We start from the raw sequence: 16,663 nt of genomic DNA, 5'->3' as shown, positions 1-16,663 counted from the left end.
GGCCGGCTCGGCCGTTTCCGGTGCTCAGGAGCACTGCCAGAGCACAGCCTGCTGCAACCCGGCCCGGTTCGCATCGTCGACGTTGCCGACGATGGTCCGTCCGTCGTCGCTAACCGACGTCGCGAAGTTCATGCCGTACTTCTTGGGGAACGGGAGCACGTCCGGCAGCCGCACGGTGGTGACGCCGTCGGTGAGGACGGCGTGCTGGTCCTTCGACATGCCGACGATCCAGCCGTACGGGTTGACGTCCGACGCGATGTCCAGTTCAGGCAGGACCTGGGCCTTGCCGGTGTTCAGGTCCCAGCGCACGGGGATCATCTTCGTGCCCTGTTCCGTGAACGCCGCGCCGAGGACCCACCCGTTGCTGACCGCGCGTGCCGAGTAGTGCGAGAACTCGACACCGGGCAGGGTCGGCGCCGCCAGCGCCCGGCCGGGTCCGTTACCGGGCCAGACATAGGCGACCTGTTCCCATACCGGATTCTGCCTGCTGTACGTCCTGTTCTCGACATGGCCGACCACCGTGCCATCGGCGTCGATGTCATTCGCCATCGCCAGGGCGTATTCGTCCGGCACCGGCAGCTCGACCGGCTCCTCGCTCCGGGACGGCCAGCGCAGCGCTGCCGACTTGTCAGCCCGGTTGCCCACGATCACGCCGTGGTCGTTGATCGCACGCGCGTCGGCCTGGCCGCCGGGCAGCAGTGACAGCTTCCCGCCGGACACGACGATGCCGTGCGGTACGGCGTCGTACAGGTGGACGTCGCCGACGGCCACGCCGTGGGAGTTGACGCTGTCGAGGCTGTCGCTGTTGCCCGGCCCGCCGATCTTCGTCACCTTGCCCTCGTGCCAGACGAACAGCTGCGTCCCGCCATCCCGCGGGTAGGTGACGTAGGTGGCGTACCGGCCGGTCGGATCGACCGCGAAGACGTGGCTCTGGATGCCCTTCGTCACCGGCAGCACCCTGCCGGCACACGAGCTGGGCAAGGTCGCGGTGGCGCGCTCGTACGCCGGCGCGGTCGGGCTCGGTGCGGCCGTGGCGCTCGGGCGGCCCGTCGCGGTCGGCGCGGGCGGGGCCGAGCGGCTGATCACGGCCGGGACGGTGGCCACCGCCAGCCCGGCGGCCACCGCGGCCGCGGTGACGGCGGCCCGCCGGGCGCGCCGCCGCTTCGTGCCCGTGGCCACCGCGGCGGTGATGTCCACCCGCGAAGGGGTGTCCGGGTGCTCGTCCAGCGGCAGCAGGAGGCGCCGGGCGAGCTCGTCATCGGTCATGTTCACGCTCTCCTCGCAAGGGCAGGGGTGGGTAGGAACGCCTCGTCGCCGAGGTGGCGGCGCAGGGCCGCGAGGCCGTGCGAGGTCTGGCTCTTGACCGTGCCGGAGGTGCATCCGAGCAGCTGGGCGACCTCGTCCACCGGAAGGTCGCAGAGGAAGCGGAGCACCAGTACGGCGCGCTGGCGGCGCGGCACCTTCGCCAGCGCGGCCCGCAGCACCAGCCGCAGCTCGGTGTTCGGTTCGGGCGGCCGGGCCTGGTCGGGGGTCCGGCCGAACAGCCGGACCTTCGCCCAGGACAGCCGCCGCTCGTCCAGGAACTCGCGGACGAGCATGGTGCGCACGTAACGGTCGAGCCACGTGACCCCGCGGGTGCGTTCCCAGCGCACGTAGAGCTTGGTGATCGTCTGCTGCACCAGGTCGTCGGCCCGGTGGGTGTCGCCGCAGAGCAGGTATGCCGTGCGCCGCAGCGAGGCCAGCTGCCCCGTGACGAACTCCACGTACTCCGCGTCGCGTTGGAGATGCTGTGCTGATGCCATCGCCCGCCCCGTGATCGGTGTTTGCCCTAGAACGGGTGCGGGACAAAGGCAGGTTGTATGGCGTTTCCGAGTTTTCTTCCCGGAGTCCGGATGCAGGCGGCGCCACAACCGGCTCGGCTGCTGCCGCGGTGTCGCCCGCTCATGCTGGAATGTTCGGCGTGAGCAGCGGCGTTCAGCGGGACTGGCGGCTGGTCCGGGGCAGCGGTCCCGACCGGCCGTCGTTGCGTGCCGACACCGCGCAGCAGCGGGTGATCGAGCACGGCTCGGGCCCGCTGCTGGTGCGCGGCGGACCGGGCACCGGCAAGACGACGACCCTGGTCGAGGCGGTCGCCCGCCGCGTCGCCGAGGGCGTGGACCCGCAGCGCGTCCTGGTGCTGACGTTCGGCCGGCGCGGATCGCAGTCGCTGCGGCGGCGCATCGAGGCCCGCATCGCCCGCGGTGTCGGGCACGAACCGCTGGTCAGGACCTTTCCGGCGTACGCCTTCGGCCTCCTGCGCCGCTCGGCGGCGCTGCTGGGCGAGCCGTCCCCGCGCCTGCTCTCCGGGCCCGAGCAGGACCTCGTCATCCGGGAGCTGCTGCCCGGCGAGGACGCGGCCTGGCCGGAGCGGCTGCTCCCGGCGCTGGGCACCCGCGCGTTCGCCGAGCAGCTGCGTGACCTGCTGCTGCGGGCCGCCGAGCGCGGCATCGGCCCGGCGGACCCGCTCTGGCAGCGGCGCGACGACTGGCAGGCCGCCGCGCGTTTCCTGCACGAGTACGAGCAGATCATGGCGCTGCGCGACGCCTCCACCCGCGGCTCGGCCGGCTACGACCACGCCGAGCTGGTCCGCGCCGCCACCACGATGCTGCGCCGCGACCACGAGCTGCTGGCCGCGGAGCGTTCCCGGCTGTCCGCGGTGTACGTCGACGAGCTCGCCGACACCGACCCGGCGCAGGTCGAGCTGCTGCAGCTGATCGCGACGGGGCTGCCGCTGACGGCGTTCGCCGACCCCGACTCCTCGACCTACGCCTTCCGCGGCGCCGACCCGCAGATCGTGCGCACCTTCGGTGAGCTGTTCCCCGGCACCGAGCAGGTGGTGCTGGCCACGACGCACCGGGCCGCCCCCGCGGTCGGCGCCGCGACCGCCCGCATCGCCCGGCGCCTGCCCGGCCACCTGCCGGTGGTGCCCGCACCCCGCCAGGAACAGCCCGGCAGCGGGCCGGTCGACGAGCCCGACGTCGGTGTCGAGGTGGTGGCGCTGCGCAGCCGGGTGAGCGAGGCCGCGTTCGTGGCACACCGGCTGCGTCGGGCGCACCTGGTCGACGGGGTGCCGTTCTCGCGCATGGCGGTGATCATGCGTTCCACGAACTCGCAGCTGCCCGCGTACGAGCGCGCGCTGCGGCAGGCGGGCGTGCCGACCAAGGTGCTGGCCGAGGATCTGCCGCTGCACCAGCAGCCGGCCGTGAAACCGCTGCTCACGCTGCTGCGCTGCGCGCTGAAGCCGGAGCTGCTGAGCGAGGAGGCGGCGGTGGCGCTGCTGCACTCGCCGCTCGGCGGGGCCGACCCGATGGCCGAGCGGCGGCTGCGCCAGGGCCTGCGGGCGCTCGCGATCGCCGGGGGTGACACCCGCGGCTCCGGCGAGCTGCTGGTGGAGGCGCTGCGCGACCCGGCCGAGCTGGCGGCGCTGGACCGGCGCTGGGCCGCGCCCGCGAGCCGGATCGCGATGCTGCTGGCCACCGCGCGGGAGACCGCGGGCCGGCCGAGGGCCACCGCGGAGGAGGTGCTCTGGTCGGTCTGGCGGGCCAGCGGGCTGGCCGAGCGCTGGGCCGTCGTCGCCACCGCGCCCGCGATGGGGCTGGACCAGCAGCGCCGAGCGGAGACCGCCGACCGGGACCTCGACGCGATCATGGTGCTGTTCGACGCCGCGGCGCGGTTCACCGACCGGCTGCCGGGCGCGCGCATCGACACGTTCCTGGAACACGTCGCCGACCAGCAGCTGCCCGCCGACTCGCTGGCCGCCAGCGGCGACCGGGGTGAGGCGGTGCGCCTGCTCACCGCGCACGCGGCCAAGGGCCTGGAGTGGGACGTCGTGGTGGTGGCCGGGGTGCAGGAGGGCGTCTGGCCCGACCTGCGGCTGCGCGGCAGCCTGCTCGGCTCGGAGCAGCTCGTCGACGAGGTGGCGCAGCGCGCCCAGCCGGGGGAGCGGGCGCAGCGGGTCGCGCAGACCGCCGCCCTGCTCACCGAGGAGCGGCGGCTGTTCTACGTGGCGGCGACCCGGGCCCGGCGGCGGCTGGTGGTCACCGCGGTGGACTCAGGGGCGGTCGGCGGCGCGGACGGCGAGGACCGGCCGAGCCGTTTCCTGTTCGAGCTGGCCCCGCCGGTCAAGGTGGACGAGGACGAGGTGGCCGAGCTGCAACTGGCCCGGCCGCCGCGCGCGCTGACACTGTCCGCGCTGGTCGCCGAGCTGCGCGCCGCGGTCACCGGCCCCGACCCGGTCCGCCGGCACGCCGCCGCCCGGGAGCTGGCCCGGCTGGCCGCCGCCGGGGTGCCCGGCGCGCACCCGGACAGCTGGTGGGGTCTGCCGGAACTGTCCGACGACGGCCCGCTGCACGGCCCCGACGAGCCGGTGCGGGTCACCCCGTCCACCATGGAGAGCGCGCTGCGCTGCGGGCTGCGCTGGCTGCTGGAACGGCACGGCGGCGCGGCGGCCTCGACGGCCGCGCAGGGCGTGGGCAACCTGGTGCACGCCGCGGCGATGCTGGCCGACGAGGCGATGAGCGATCCGGCGGTGCTGGTCGACTACGTGGCGGCGCGCTTCGACGCGATCGAGCTGGCCGCGGCCTGGCTGGCCGGGCGGGAGCGAGACCGCTCGGCGGAGATGCTGGGCAAGCTGACCCGCTGGCTGGCCGAGAACCCGCGGCGGCTGGTCGCGATCGAGCGCGAGTTCACCGTACGGCTGGACGCCGAGCCGCCGATCGACCTGGTCGGCCGGGTGGACCGGCTGGAGGTCGACGAGCAGGGCCGGCTCGTGGTGATCGACCTGAAGACCGGCAAGACCACCACCGCGACCCGCGAGGAGCTGCCCGAGCACCCGCAGCTGGGGGCGTACCAGGTGGCGGTGGAGGCGGGCGGGTTCCCGGAGGGGGACGAGTCGGGCGGGGCGGCGCTGGTGCAGCTGGGCACCGGTCACAAGGACGCCAAGGAGCAGGTGCAGGACGCGATCGGCGAGACCGCCGACCCGCAGTGGGCGCACGCCATGGTGCACCGCACCGCGGCCACCATGGCCGCCTCCACCTTCGTCGCGAAGGTCAACGACAAGTGCCGGGTCTGCCCGGTGAAGAGCAGCTGTCCCGTCTCCGGCAAGGGCCGCCAGGTGGTGGAACCGTGAGCGCAGGGATGGCGCACGGGAGTGCCGGGCGTAGCGAGGTGCGAGCGTGACAGAGGTCGTCAAGAAGGCAGTGGTCGAGGAGGGGCCGCGCTGGACGCCGGAGGAGCTGGCGGCGGCGCTGGGGCTCAAGCCGCCGACCGCCGAGCAGGCCGCCGTGATCAGCGCCCCGGTCGCGCCGCTGCTGGTCGTCGCGGGGGCCGGGTCGGGCAAGACGGAGACCATGGCGGCCCGGGTGCTGTGGCTGGTCGCGAACCAGCACGTACGCCCGGAGCACGTGCTGGGGCTGACCTTCACCCGCAAGGCGGCGGGCGAGCTGGCGCACCGGGTGCGGGTGCGGCTGAGCCAGCTGCGCCGCCACGTCGGCACCCGGTTCACCGAGGGGCTCGACGGCGAGCCGACGATCGCGACGTACCACTCGTTCGCGGCGCGCATCGTCACCGAGCACGGCCTGCGCGCCGGGTACGAGCCGAGCACCCGGCTGCTCACCGAGGCGTCCTGCTGGCAGCTGGCCGACGAGGTGGTGCGCTCGTACACCGGGGACATGTCGGCGGTGGAGGCCGCGCCGAGCACGGTGGTGTCGGCGGTGCTGGCCCTCGCCGGTGAGCTGGCCGAGCACCTGGTCACCCCGGACAGCCTGGCCACCTGGACAGGCCGGTTCCACGCCAACGTCAGCGCGAAGCCGGGCCGGGTGATGGCCGACGTACGCGACCTGCTGGCCCGCCAGCGGGCCCGGTTGCAGCTGCTGCCGCTGGTGCGCAAGTACGCCGACCGCAAGCAGCTGCTGGAGGCGATGGACTTCGGCGACCAGATGTCGCGCGCCGCGCGGGTGGCCCGCGACCATCCCGAGGTCGGCGCGGCCGAGCGCGAGCGCTTCCGGGTGGTGCTGCTCGACGAGTACCAGGACACCAGCCATGCCCAGGTCACGCTGCTGCGGGCGCTGTTCGCCGGGGACGTGGCGACGGCCGGGGGCGCGGTGTCCGGGCAGGGGCATCCGGTGACCGCGGTCGGCGACCCGTGCCAGTCCATCTACGGCTGGCGCGGGGCCAGCGCGGGCACCCTCGACCGCTTCCCGGGGGAGTTCCCCGCCCGCGACGGCGAGCCTGCCGCGCAGGCACAGCTCGGGCGCAGTTTCCGGAACCGCTCGGAGATCCTGTCGGTGGCCAACGCGATCTCCGCGCCGCTGCGCGACCGGGGCGCCCGGGTGGTCTCGCTGACCTCCGGCAGCGCCGAGCCGGGCATCGTGCAGTGCGCGCTGCTGGAATCGCACCTGGACGAGGCGGAGTGGATCGCCGACCAGATCGTCACCGCGTGGCGCAGCGAGGCGGGCACGGCCGACGACCAGAACCCGGCGCACATCCCCGTGGACCGGCGGCCCACCTCGGCGGTGCTGGTGCGGGTGCGCTCGCAGATCGCGCCGATCGAGGCGGCGCTGCGGGCCCGGGGCCTGCCGGTCGAGGTGGTCGGCCTGGGCGGCCTGCTGGACACGCCCGAGGTCCGCGATGTGGTGTGCACGCTGCGCGTGCTCAACGACCCGACCGACGGGGCGAGCCTGCTGCGGCTGCTCACCGGCGCGCGCTGGCGGATCGGCCCCCGTGACCTGGTGGCGCTGCACCGGCGGTCCCGGGCGCTGGCGCACGAGCGCCGCCCGGCCGGCGACGAGGCCGAGATCGTCACGGACCGGCTTGACGACGCGGCGCTGGCCGAGGCGCTGGAGGATCTCGGCGAGCCGGACCAGTACTCGCCCGCGGCGTACACCCGGCTGTCGGCGTACGCCGGAGAACTGGCGGGCTTGCGCGCCCGCCTGGACCAGCCGGTCAGCGACCTGATCGCGGACATCGAGCGCACCGCGGGCCTGGACGTCGAGGTCGCGGTGCGGGCCGGGGATGCCGGGCTGGCCCGCGCGCACCTGGACACGCTCGGCGAGGTCGCGGCCCGGTTCGCGGTGGAGACCGACGGCGCGCCGCTGGGCGCGTTCCTGTCGTACCTGTCGGCGGCCGAGGACGAGGAGCGCGGGCTGGCCCCGGGCGAGATCGACGTGGCCGAGGGCGCGGTGCAGATCCTCACCGCGCACGCGGCCAAGGGCCTGGAGTGGGACGTTGTCGCGGTGGCGGGGCTGACCAAGGACGTCTGGCCGGGCCCGAGCAAGGGCACCGACCATTTCCTCAAGGGCCTGGGCGTGCTGCCGTTCCCGCTGCGTGGCGACCGTGACGGGCTGCCCGCGCTGGCCGTGAAGAGCGCCGCGGACCAGAAGGAGCTGGGCCGCGCCGTCGCGGACTTCGAGCAGCAGTGGAAGGAGCACGACGCGCGCGAGGAGCGCCGCCTGGCGTACGTGGCGGTCACCCGCCCGCGCACCTGGCTGTTCGCCTCCGGTTACTGGTGGGGTGACAAGGTGCGCAAGCCGCGCGGCCCGTCCGCGCTGCTGGCGGAGATCGTCGAGGTGTGCCGGTCCGGCGAGGGCCACGTCGACGTGTGGACGCCGGAGCCCGAGCCGGACGCCGCCAACCCGACCAGTGGCGAGGTCGCGAGCACGTGGCCCAGCGATCCGCTGGGGGCGCGCCGGCCCGTCGTCCAGGCGGCGGCGGACCTGGTCCGGGCCATGCTCGGCGAAGCCGCCGACGGGGCGGCCACCGCCGGTTCCGGCCCGGCGGTCGCGGCCGAGTCCGACGAGGTCACCCGGCGCTGGCGGCAGGAGGCCGACCTGCTGCTGATCGAACGCGACGAGCAGGCCCGCCGGGCGAACCGGGCCGACGTGGTGCTGCCCGCGCACCTGTCGGTGTCGCAGCTCGTGGCGCTGCGCAAGGACCCGGCCGCGCTGGCCCGGCGGCTGCGGCGGCCGCTGCCGGCCGCCCCGGACCCGTACGCCCGCCGCGGCACCGCCTTCCACCACTGGCTGGAGCAGCGCTACGGCGCCGACCAGCTGCTCGACCTGGACGACCTGCCCGGCGCGGCCGACGAGGACGCCGCGCCCGACGAGGCGCTGGGTGTGCTGAAGGAGCGCTTCGAGCAGAGCGTCTGGGCCGACCGGGTGCCGGTCGAGGTGGAGACGCCGTTCGTGGTGGAGCTGGGCGGCACCGTCGTGCGTGGACGGATGGACGCCGTGTTCCGCGACCCCGCGGGCGGTTACGAGGTGGTCGACTGGAAGACCGGCCGGGTGCCGGCCGGCGCGGCGGCGACCGCGGCCGCGGTGCAGCTGGCGGCCTATCGGCTGGCCTGGGCGGCGCTGGCGGGAGTACCGGTGGCCAAGGTCAGCGCCGCGTTCCACTACGTACGCGACAACCTGACCGTGCGGCCGGCCGACCTGCTCGACGAGGCCGGGCTGACGAGGCTGCTGACGTCGCTGCCCACACAGGACGCCGACTAGTCGGATGGCCGACCAGGCGAGCTGTGTCATCCGTTCCGGTGACACCTCAGCCGAACCGTCGGCCAGACCAGTCCGGAAACCGACTGCGTGATGTCGCACGTAGCGGGCATTGTGTGTGCGGACACACGCATCCGGTGGGAGGCGCGCCGTGGAGTCATCGGTCCGGGAACTGCTCCTGGTGATGCTCCTTGCGCTGATCGGTGTCGGGATGGCCGGTGCCGTGGTGCTCGCGCCTTGGCACGCGGCGCAGGCCGGTATCGTCGTGGAGGTGCATCCGCCGGCCCCGCCCATGGCCGGCTGACGATGACCGTGGTGACCGCCTCGATACCCGCCGGAGTACGTGCGATGTCTGGTCCGAAGTCCCTGATCACGGCTGCTTTCTCGGCTGCCGTGCTGCTGCTGGGCACGCCCGTGCCCGCAGCCGCGGCCGAGCCGGACGTGGTGCGTGGCATGCAGTGGCAGCTCGCGAGCCTCGACCTGCCCGCGGTGCATCAGCGCGCCACCGGTGCCGGAGTGCTGGTCGCGGTCCTGGACTCCGGTGTGGACAGAACCCACCCCGACCTGGTCGGCCAGGTGCTCGGGGGTCCGGACCCGGTCTCGAACACCGATGTGGACGGTCGGGGCACCGGACTCGCCGGCCTCATCGCAGGTCACGGCCACGTTCCCGGGGTGGCGGCGGGTGCGCCGCGGCCGACGCCGTCCGGTTCGCCGGCGCCGAGCGCGAGCGCGGCCCCGGCCGACCCGCGTACGGCGGGCGTGCTCGGGATCGCCCCCGGCGCGCAGATCCTGCCGATCGCGTTCGTGCCCGCGCCCGGCGCGAGCGGTGACCCGGACGGGCTGGCCACCGCGATCGACCGGGCCGTGTTCGGCGGCGCGAAGATCATCTGCATCGGCCGGGGCGTCGTGCCCGGCAGCCGGCTGCAGGCGTCGGTCGAGGCGGCGGTGGCGCGCGGCGTGCTGATCGTCGCGGCCGACGCGGACCGGGCGGGCCGGCCGTTCACGCCGTGGCCCGCCTCGTACCCCGGGGTGCTCAACGCGATCCCGGCGGACCGTTCGGGGCAGGTGCCCGTCGCGCCGCTGAGCGGGCGCACCACCGGCATCACGGTGCCCGGCGTCGACCTGATCACGACCGGGGTGGGCGGCGGCTACCGGATGGACGGCGGATCGAGCGCGGCGGCGGTGCTGGCGGGCGCGGCGGCGGTGGTGTGGTCGGCATACCCGAAGGCCACGGTCGCGGAGGTGCTGCGGCGGCTGCGTACGACGGCGACGGACGCCGGCGCTCCCGGCGCGGACAGCCGGTTCGGGGCGGGCATGCTCAACCTGAGTGCGGCGCTGGCCGCGAACGTGCCGCAGGAGCCCGCGCCGAGCGTGCAGCCGAGTCCGGCGGCGTCGAGCCCGGCCGCCTCGCCGAGCCCTTCGCCGGTGCCGGTCGCCCTCGCCGACAGCAGGGACTGGCGGCGCTGGCTGGTGGTGCTGCCGTTGCTGATCTTCCTGGCCGGCCTCACCGTGTGGGCGGTCCGCTCCGCCCGGGTGCGGCAGCAGGCCGCCTGACCCCGTCCGGGTGTCGGTACCGCGGCCGCACCGGCTGCGGGTGGGTTAACAGACCATTGCCGAAGAACGGCTGCTCGCGCCCTGCGGTCGGCCGCTACTGGCGCGTGTAGGCTGTATATCCTATCGTGCCGGTAGGTTATATGGGCTTTGTGGCGGCCTTCCCCGCGTCCCGCGGGCGGTCGGCGTTAACTTGATCAGCGACACGGAGGAGGTACGGCCATGGGCATCGCGGTGGTGGTCGGCGGCGGCTGCAGTGGTGTGCTCGCCACCCGTGAGCTGCTGCGAGCCGGCTGGCACGTGGTGCTGGTCGACCCCGGCGCGCGGCCCGGCCGAGGGCTGGCCTACAGCACCGCGGCACCGTGGCACCTGCTGAACTCGCCCGTCGCCGCGATGAGCGCCGACCCCGACCGGCCCGACGACTTCCTGCGCTGGTGCCGGCAGCGCGATCCGCACACCGGGCCGGCCGACTTCGTGCCCCGCAGCTGGTACGGCGACTACCTGACCGAGGTGCTGCGCGCCGCCGACGAGACCGCCCAGGGCCGGCTCACCGTGCAGCGCGGCCGGGTGGCCCGCATCTTCGAGCCGTCCGGCAGCGGCGGCCCGCTCACCGTGCTGCTCGCCGACGACGTGGTCATCCCCGCCGACCGGGTGGTGCTCGCGCTGGGCCACCCCGCCCCGTCCGCCCCGGCCCGGCTCGACGCCGCCGCGGCCCGCTCGGGGGCGTACGTCGCCGATCCGTGGCGGCCCGGTGTGCTCGACACCCTGCCCGAGGGCCCGATCCTGCTCATCGGCACCGGCCTGACCGCCGTCGACGTGGCGCTGACCCTGTCGAACGCGGGCCGGCACGACCTCACCGCGGTATCGAGGCACGGGCTGCTGCCGCAGCCCCACCGGCGGTCCGCCGCCCCCGGACCGGACACCGCCACGACCCGGGCCACGCAGCTCATCGCGACCACCGCGGGAGCCGCCGCGCCGGCCCCGACCCCGGCCACCGCTGCCGTCGCGGTGTCCACGTCCGCGGCCGCCGGGATGTCCGCGCCTGTGCCGCCCGGGTCGGCAGCGGCGCGGGTCCAGGCCGCGCTCCCCGAACTGCTGGCGAGCGGGTCGACCGCCGGGCTGCTGCGCTCGCTGCGGCGGCTCGCCGCCGACACCGGGGACTGGCGGGCGGTGTTCGACGCGCTGCGCCCGCACTGGGACGCGCTGTGGCAGAGCCTGCCCGAACCCGGCCAGCACCGTTTCCTGCGGCACCTGGCTCGCTACTGGGAGGTGCACCGGCACCGCATGGCGCCGGCCGTCGCGGACAGCACCACCGCGCTGCGCGACAGCGGCTCCCTGCGGGTGCGCGCCGCCGAGCTGTGCGGCATCGAGGCCGCAGACCACGGCGTACGCGTCGTGCTGCGGGAACGCCACGGCGGCGCGATCACCACCGCGACGTTCGCCGCCGTGGTCAACTGCACCGGGCCCGGCCGCATCGTCGAGTCGGACCCGCTGGTCCGCGCGCTGGTGGCCGAGGGCATGGCCCGGCCGGGCCCGTACCGGCTGGGGCTGGACACCGACCCGCACGGTGCGCTGCTGCGCCGGGACGGCTCGGCGCACCCGGCGCTGTGGACCCTCGGCCCGACTCGCCGCGGCGTGCTCTGGGAGACCACGGCCGCCCCGGAGATCCGCGCGCAGGCGCGGGCGCTCGCCGTCGCGCTGGGCGACGCGGGGGACCGCGCGCCGGTCGCCGAGTGCGTCGAGTTCTGACCCGCCCGTGGCGGCGGCGGTCGCACATTTCACCGCCGCTGCTGCGGACGCCTCCTCCGGCAGCTTGCTAGGGTCGGCTTTGTGTCCACCGAGACCAGCATCCAGATCCCGCGCACGGCGTACGAGGTCGAGCGGTTCACGCTCCCCAACGGTTTGCGCGTCGTGCTCAGCCCGGACCGCAGCGCACCGGTGATCGGTGTCGCGGTCGTCTACGACGTGGGAATCCGGTCCGAGCCGCAGGGCCGCACCGGCTTCGCCCACCTCTTCGAACACCTGATGTTCCAGGGCTCCGCCAACTTGGAGAAGCTGGCCCACTTCCGCCACGTGCAGGGGGCGGGCGGCACCTTCAACGGGTCCACCCACCTGGACTACACCGACTACTTCGAGACGGTGCCGAGCAACGCGCTGGAGCGGATGCTCTTCCTGGAGGCCGACCGCATGCGCGGGCCCCGGCTCACCGAGGAGAACCTCAAGAACCAGATCGACGTGGTCAAGGAGGAGATCCGGGTCAACGTGCTGAACCGCCCGTACGGCGGCTTCCCGTGGCTCAAGCTCCCGCCGGTCATGTTCGACACGTTCCCCAACGCGCACGACGGCTACGGCTCCTTCAGCGACCTGGAGGCGGCCACCGTCCCCGACGCGGCGGAGTTCTTCGACAAGTACTACGCCTGCGGCAACGCGACGCTCAGCGTCTCCGGCGACTTCGACTCCGCGCACGCCCGGATGCTGATCGAGCGCCACTTCGGCGACGTGCCCGCGCGACCGGCGCCGTCGCGGGCCGACTTCGCCGAGCCCGACCTGACCGCCGAGCGGCGCGAGTCCTACGTGGACAAGCTCGCCCCGCTGCCCGCGGTCGCCTCGGCGTGGCGGGTCCCGGACCCGATCACCGACTTCGCCGGCTACCTGCCGTACGTGGTGCTGGCCGAGGTGCTCACCGACGGCGACGCGTCCCGGCTGGTCGAGCGCCTGGTGCTGAAGGACCGCAGCGTCACCAGCGTCGGCGGCTACCTGGGCTTCATGGGCGAGCCGTTCGAGGTGCGCGACCCCACGGCGCTGCTGCTGCAGTCGCACCTGCCGCCCGGCGGCAGCGTGGACAAGGTGCTGGTCACCATCGACGAGGAGCTGGACCGGCTGGCCACCGACGGGCTGACCGCGGGCGAGCTGGCCCGCACCCAGGCCCGCATGGCCACCCACCTGCTGCGGGAGACCGACGCGGTGCTCGGCCGCGCGCTGCGCATGGCCGTGCTGGAGCTGCAGCGGGGCAACCCGGGGCTGCTCAACGACCTGCCGCACCAGATCGCGGAAGTGACTGAGGACCAGGTCCGCGCCGCTGCGGCCGCTCTGCGCCCGAACCGCCGGGCGTCCATCGAGGTCGTGCCCGGAGGAAACCAGTGAGCCAGACCATCAGCCTTCCCGAACTCGACGCGAACCGGCCGCTGGCGCTGCCGCTGGAGGCGGAGCAGACGCTGCCCAACGGGCTGACCGTGCTGGCCATCCGCCGGCCGAGCGTGCCGCTGGCCGAGGTGCGGCTGCGCGTGCCGTTCGCCAAGGCGGAGCTGGCCGACGCGGCCGTGCTGGCGCAGACGCTGTTCTCGGGCACCAGCACCCGCAGCACCGTGGAGATCGCCGCGGAGCTGCAGACCGTCGGCGGCGGCCTCGGCGCCGGGATCGATCCGGACCGGCTGCAGATCAGCGGCAACTCGCTGGTGTCCGGGCTGGACCGGCTGCTGGAGCTGATGGCCGAGGTGCTCGACGACGCGGTCTACCCGGAGGGCGAGGTCACCACGGAGGTGGAGCGGCTGGCCGACCGGATCCAGGTCGCCCAGAGCCAGCCCGCCCACCTGGCCCGCGTCGCGCTGCTCAAGCGCATCTACCCGGGACATCCGTACGCGGTGCAGACGCCGTCGGTCGAGGACGTGCGCGCGGTCAGCCCGGAGGCGCTGCGCGCGCTGCACGCCCGGCGGCTGCACCCGGCCGGGGCGACCCTGGTCATCGTCGGCGACATCGACCCGGAGCAGGCGGTGCAGACCGCGGCCAAGCGCCTCGGCGGCTGGAACGGGGGCGGCGAGAGCGCCGACCTGCCGCCCATCCCGCCGCTGGTGCCGGGCCCGCTGCTGCTGGTCGACCGGCCCGGCGCGGTGCAGTCGTCGCTGCGCTTCGCGCTGCCGGCGGTGGGCCGCACCCACCCCGACCACGCGGCGCTGCAGCTCGCGAACATGGTGTTCGGCGGTTACTTCTCCTCCCGCTGGGTGGAGAACATCCGCGAGGACAAGGGCTACACGTACGGCCCGCACTCGGTGATCGAGCACTCGGTGGCCGGTTCCACGCTGACCGTCTCCGCCGAGGTGGCCACCGAGGTCACCGCCCCGGCGCTGGTCGAGACGCTGTACGAGCTGGGCCGCATCGCGGCGCTGCCGGTACGCGAGGAGGAGCTGGAGCAGGCGCGCCAGTACGCCCTGGGCACGCTGCAGCTGGGCATGTCGACACAGTCCGGCCTGGCCGGGCTGGCCAGCACCTACGCCGGTTTCGGGCTGCGGCTGACCTTCCTGGCCGAGCACTCGGCCCGGCTGGCCGCGGCCACCCTGGCGGACGTGCACCGCGTCGCGGCGACGTACCTCGCGCCGGCCGTGGCGGCCCCGGTGATCCTCGGCGACGCCGAGAAGATCCAGGCCGCGGTCTCGGCGATCGTGCCGGTGACGGTCGAGTCGAAGTCGTGAGCCGGCTTCACGGAACGGAAACGAGCGAGCAGCACGAATGAGTGAGACGCCTGCGGCCCGGTCGGACCTCGACCGGGCCGCGTTCCGGCGCGCCGACCCGCAGTGGCTGGCCGACGCGTGGTCACGGGGCCGGGTGGTCCTGATCGGAGACGACGGTCGCGCGCTGATCCGCGACGACCGGCTGGTGCTGCTCCCGTCGGGCCAGGTCGGCACCGGCGGTCCGGCCGCCGAGCCGCTGTTCCTCGGCGTCGACGCGGGAGGCACGGCCTACTTCGCGGTCAACAGCGAGCTGCCCGAGGTGCCCGGCGCCGAGCCGAAGCACCTGTGGGAGGTCGGCGCGGACCTGCCGCCCCGCGACACGTCGCTGCTGACCCAGGCGCTGGCGCTGGTGCGCTGGCACCGCGACCACCTGTACGCCCCGCGCAGCGGCAAGCCGACCACGGTGGAGCAGGGCGGCTGGGTGCGCCGGGACGCCGACGGGGAGCTGCACTTCCCGCGTACCGACCCGGCCGTGATCATGGCGGTGCACGACGGGGCGGCCGGCCCGCAGGGACGCATCCTGCTCGGCGCGAACGTGGTGTGGGCCGGGGCGGCCCGGCGCCGCTACTCGGTGCTGGCCGGTTTCGTCGAGGCGGGGGAGACCGCCGAGGAGGCGGTCGCCCGCGAGGTGTACGAGGAGGCGGGTGTCCGGGTCGCCGACATCCGCTACCACGGCAGCCAGGCGTTCCCGTACCCCCGCTCGCTGATGCTGGGTTTCGTCGCGGTCGCCGACCCGGCGGCCGCGCCGCTGCGCACCGACCCGGACGAGCTGATCGACGCGCAGTGGTTCACGCGTGAGCGGATCGCCCGGGTGCTGGACGGCTCAGACGACTCCTTCACGCTCCCGAACCGGTCTTCCATCGCCCACCAGCTCGTCCTGACCTGGCTGCGCGGGGGCTGACGGCGGGGTCAGCCCGCGCCCGGCCCACAGGTACAGCGCGGACACCGCCATCACCGCGCTCATGACGGCCAGCAGCACCCGGAAGTCGACCAGCTCGACGAGCACCGCGCCGAATCCGATCGCGAGCGTCTGCGGGGCGCTGATCAGCGCGTCCATCGCCGCCGAGACCCGGCCCATCAGCGCGGCGGGGGTGGTGCGCTGCATCAGCGTCATCAGGCCGACCAGCAGGTAGGGCAGGCCGAAGCCGGAGATCAGGCAGGTCGCGAAGGCCAGTCCCAGGTTCGGGGTCAGGCTGGTGAGCAGCAGCGGCAGGAACAGTGCGATGCCGATGGCGTTGGCGGACAGCTCGCCGACCCGGCGGATCAGCCAGGCCGAGGTCAGCCCGCCGAGCAGGCCGCCGATGCCCTGGACGCTGATCAGCACGCCGATGAAGGCCGGGGGCCGGTGCAGACCCTGGTCGACGAAGGCGAAGAAGACGGTCTCGCTGAATCCGAAGACGAGGATCGAGATCACGTTGCCGATCAGGGCACGCCGCAGCGGCACGCTGCCGGTCAGGTGGCGTACGCCCGCACCGACCTCGGTCAGCCAGTGCGACTCGGTGCGTTCGGGCTTGTCCTCGCGTACCCGGAGCACGGCGATGACGCCGGCCGCGATGAGGAAACCCGCCATGCCGAGCACGGCCAGGCCCCAGCCTTTCGTGGCGGCGTAGAGCGCGGCCCCCAGCAGCGGCCCCACCAGGCGCAGTCCCTGGCGCACCGTCTGCAGCGCACCGTTCGCCTCGGCCAGCAGGTCCGGCGGGATGACCTCCTTGATGAGACCGTTGAGCGAGCCGCTGACCAGGATGTACGACACGCCGTAGCAGATCGCCACGGCGAAGATGATCCACAGGTCGCCACGGCCGTCGACCGCCAGCAGCGGCGTCAGCATGGCCGCCGAACCGACCAGCGACGCGATCAGGAACGGGCGGCGGCGGAACCGGTCCACCACCACGCCGAGCAGCGGCGCGAACATCGCCGGCAGCACCACGCACAGGATCGCCGCGCCCGCCATGCCGTCGGAGCCGGTGAGGTCCTTGGCCCAGATGGCCAGCGCCAGCACCAGCATCGACTCGGCGGTCATGCTGAAGAACAGGCCCGCGAAGAGCAGGCGGAAGTCGGGTCGGCGCAGTACGGCGCGCATGG

Annotated in this window: 11 protein-coding genes; 8 read left to right on the top strand and 3 right to left on the bottom strand. The window is 74.4% G+C overall.

Going from position 1 to position 16,663, the window contains the following annotated elements; all coding sequences use genetic code 11:
* Nucleotides 1-24: 24 nt before the first annotated feature.
* The gene (locus Cco03nite_RS20990) at nt 25-1,266 is read right to left on the bottom strand and encodes a hypothetical protein (RefSeq protein ID WP_203693863.1); all 1,242 of its coding nucleotides are present in this window, start codon (nt 1,264-1,266) and stop codon (nt 25-27) included.
* A gap of 2 nt (nt 1,267-1,268) precedes the next feature.
* Nucleotides 1,269-1,802 carry a SigE family RNA polymerase sigma factor gene (locus Cco03nite_RS20985; RefSeq protein ID WP_203693862.1) on the bottom strand — a complete coding sequence of 178 codons (534 nt, stop codon included), beginning with the start codon at nt 1,800-1,802 and terminating at the stop codon, nt 1,269-1,271.
* A gap of 149 nt (nt 1,803-1,951) precedes the next feature.
* Between Cco03nite_RS20985 and Cco03nite_RS20980 the strand changes: the two genes are divergently transcribed.
* The 8 genes from Cco03nite_RS20980 (at nt 1,952) to nudC (ending at nt 15,482) form a co-directional block, all read left to right on the top strand.
* Nucleotides 1,952-5,167, top strand: coding sequence for an ATP-dependent helicase (locus Cco03nite_RS20980; RefSeq protein WP_203693861.1), 3,216 nt, complete (start codon nt 1,952-1,954; stop codon nt 5,165-5,167).
* A gap of 46 nt (nt 5,168-5,213) precedes the next feature.
* Complete coding sequence (locus tag Cco03nite_RS20975) at nt 5,214-8,528, top strand: ATP-dependent helicase (RefSeq protein WP_203693860.1); 3,315 nt, start codon at nt 5,214-5,216, stop codon at nt 8,526-8,528.
* A gap of 148 nt (nt 8,529-8,676) precedes the next feature.
* The gene (locus Cco03nite_RS20970) at nt 8,677-8,829 is read left to right on the top strand and encodes a hypothetical protein (RefSeq protein WP_239167523.1); all 153 of its coding nucleotides are present in this window, start codon (nt 8,677-8,679) and stop codon (nt 8,827-8,829) included.
* Between the two features lie 44 nt (nt 8,830-8,873).
* Nucleotides 8,874-10,079, top strand: a complete 1,206-nt coding sequence (locus Cco03nite_RS20965; RefSeq protein WP_203693858.1) for a S8 family serine peptidase — start codon at nt 8,874-8,876, stop codon at nt 10,077-10,079.
* 219 nt (nt 10,080-10,298) lie between these two features.
* Nucleotides 10,299-11,825 (top strand): FAD/NAD(P)-binding protein, encoded by a 1,527-nt coding sequence (locus Cco03nite_RS20960; protein WP_203693857.1) that lies wholly within the window; start codon nt 10,299-10,301, stop codon nt 11,823-11,825.
* An 81-nt stretch (nt 11,826-11,906) separates the two neighbouring features.
* Nucleotides 11,907-13,220, top strand: a complete 1,314-nt coding sequence (locus Cco03nite_RS20955) for a M16 family metallopeptidase (RefSeq protein WP_203693856.1) — start codon at nt 11,907-11,909, stop codon at nt 13,218-13,220.
* On the top strand, nt 13,217-14,542 hold the full coding sequence (locus Cco03nite_RS20950) for a M16 family metallopeptidase (RefSeq protein ID WP_203693855.1): 1,326 nt from the start codon (nt 13,217-13,219) through the stop codon (nt 14,540-14,542). The genes Cco03nite_RS20955 and Cco03nite_RS20950 overlap by 4 nt, the downstream gene beginning before the upstream one ends.
* Before the next feature lie 37 nt (nt 14,543-14,579).
* On the top strand, nt 14,580-15,482 hold the full coding sequence (gene nudC, locus Cco03nite_RS20945; RefSeq protein ID WP_203693854.1) for an NAD(+) diphosphatase: 903 nt from the start codon (nt 14,580-14,582) through the stop codon (nt 15,480-15,482).
* Here nudC and Cco03nite_RS20940 read toward each other — a convergent pair.
* Nucleotides 15,405-16,661 (bottom strand): MFS transporter, encoded by a 1,257-nt coding sequence (locus Cco03nite_RS20940; RefSeq protein WP_203693853.1) that lies wholly within the window; start codon nt 16,659-16,661, stop codon nt 15,405-15,407. The genes nudC and Cco03nite_RS20940 overlap by 78 nt on opposite strands.
* Nucleotides 16,662-16,663: the final 2 nt, after the last annotated feature.

The organism is Catellatospora coxensis (genome assembly GCF_016862635.1).
GTDB classification, from domain to species: Bacteria; Actinomycetota; Actinomycetes; order Mycobacteriales; family Micromonosporaceae; genus Catellatospora; species Catellatospora coxensis.
The sequence above is the reverse complement of the archived record's forward strand: the minus strand, read 5'-3'. Positions and strand labels throughout refer to the sequence as shown.

Coding starts and splice junctions, on each gene's coding strand:
- Cco03nite_RS20990 (WP_203693863.1), bottom strand. CDS start 1,266: ATGACCGATGACGAGCTCGCCCGGCGCCTCCTGCTGCCGCTGGACGAG.
- Cco03nite_RS20985 (WP_203693862.1), bottom strand. CDS start 1,802: ATGGCATCAGCACAGCATCTCCAACGCGACGCGGAGTACGTGGAGTTC.
- Cco03nite_RS20980 (WP_203693861.1), top strand. CDS start 1,952: ATGTTCGGCGTGAGCAGCGGCGTTCAGCGGGACTGGCGGCTGGTCCGG.
- Cco03nite_RS20965 (WP_203693858.1), top strand. CDS start 8,874: ATGTCTGGTCCGAAGTCCCTGATCACGGCTGCTTTCTCGGCTGCCGTG.
- Cco03nite_RS20960 (WP_203693857.1), top strand. CDS start 10,299: ATGGGCATCGCGGTGGTGGTCGGCGGCGGCTGCAGTGGTGTGCTCGCC.
- nudC (WP_203693854.1), top strand. CDS start 14,580: ATGAGTGAGACGCCTGCGGCCCGGTCGGACCTCGACCGGGCCGCGTTC.
- Cco03nite_RS20940 (WP_203693853.1), bottom strand. CDS start 16,661: ATGCGCGCCGTACTGCGCCGACCCGACTTCCGCCTGCTCTTCGCGGGC.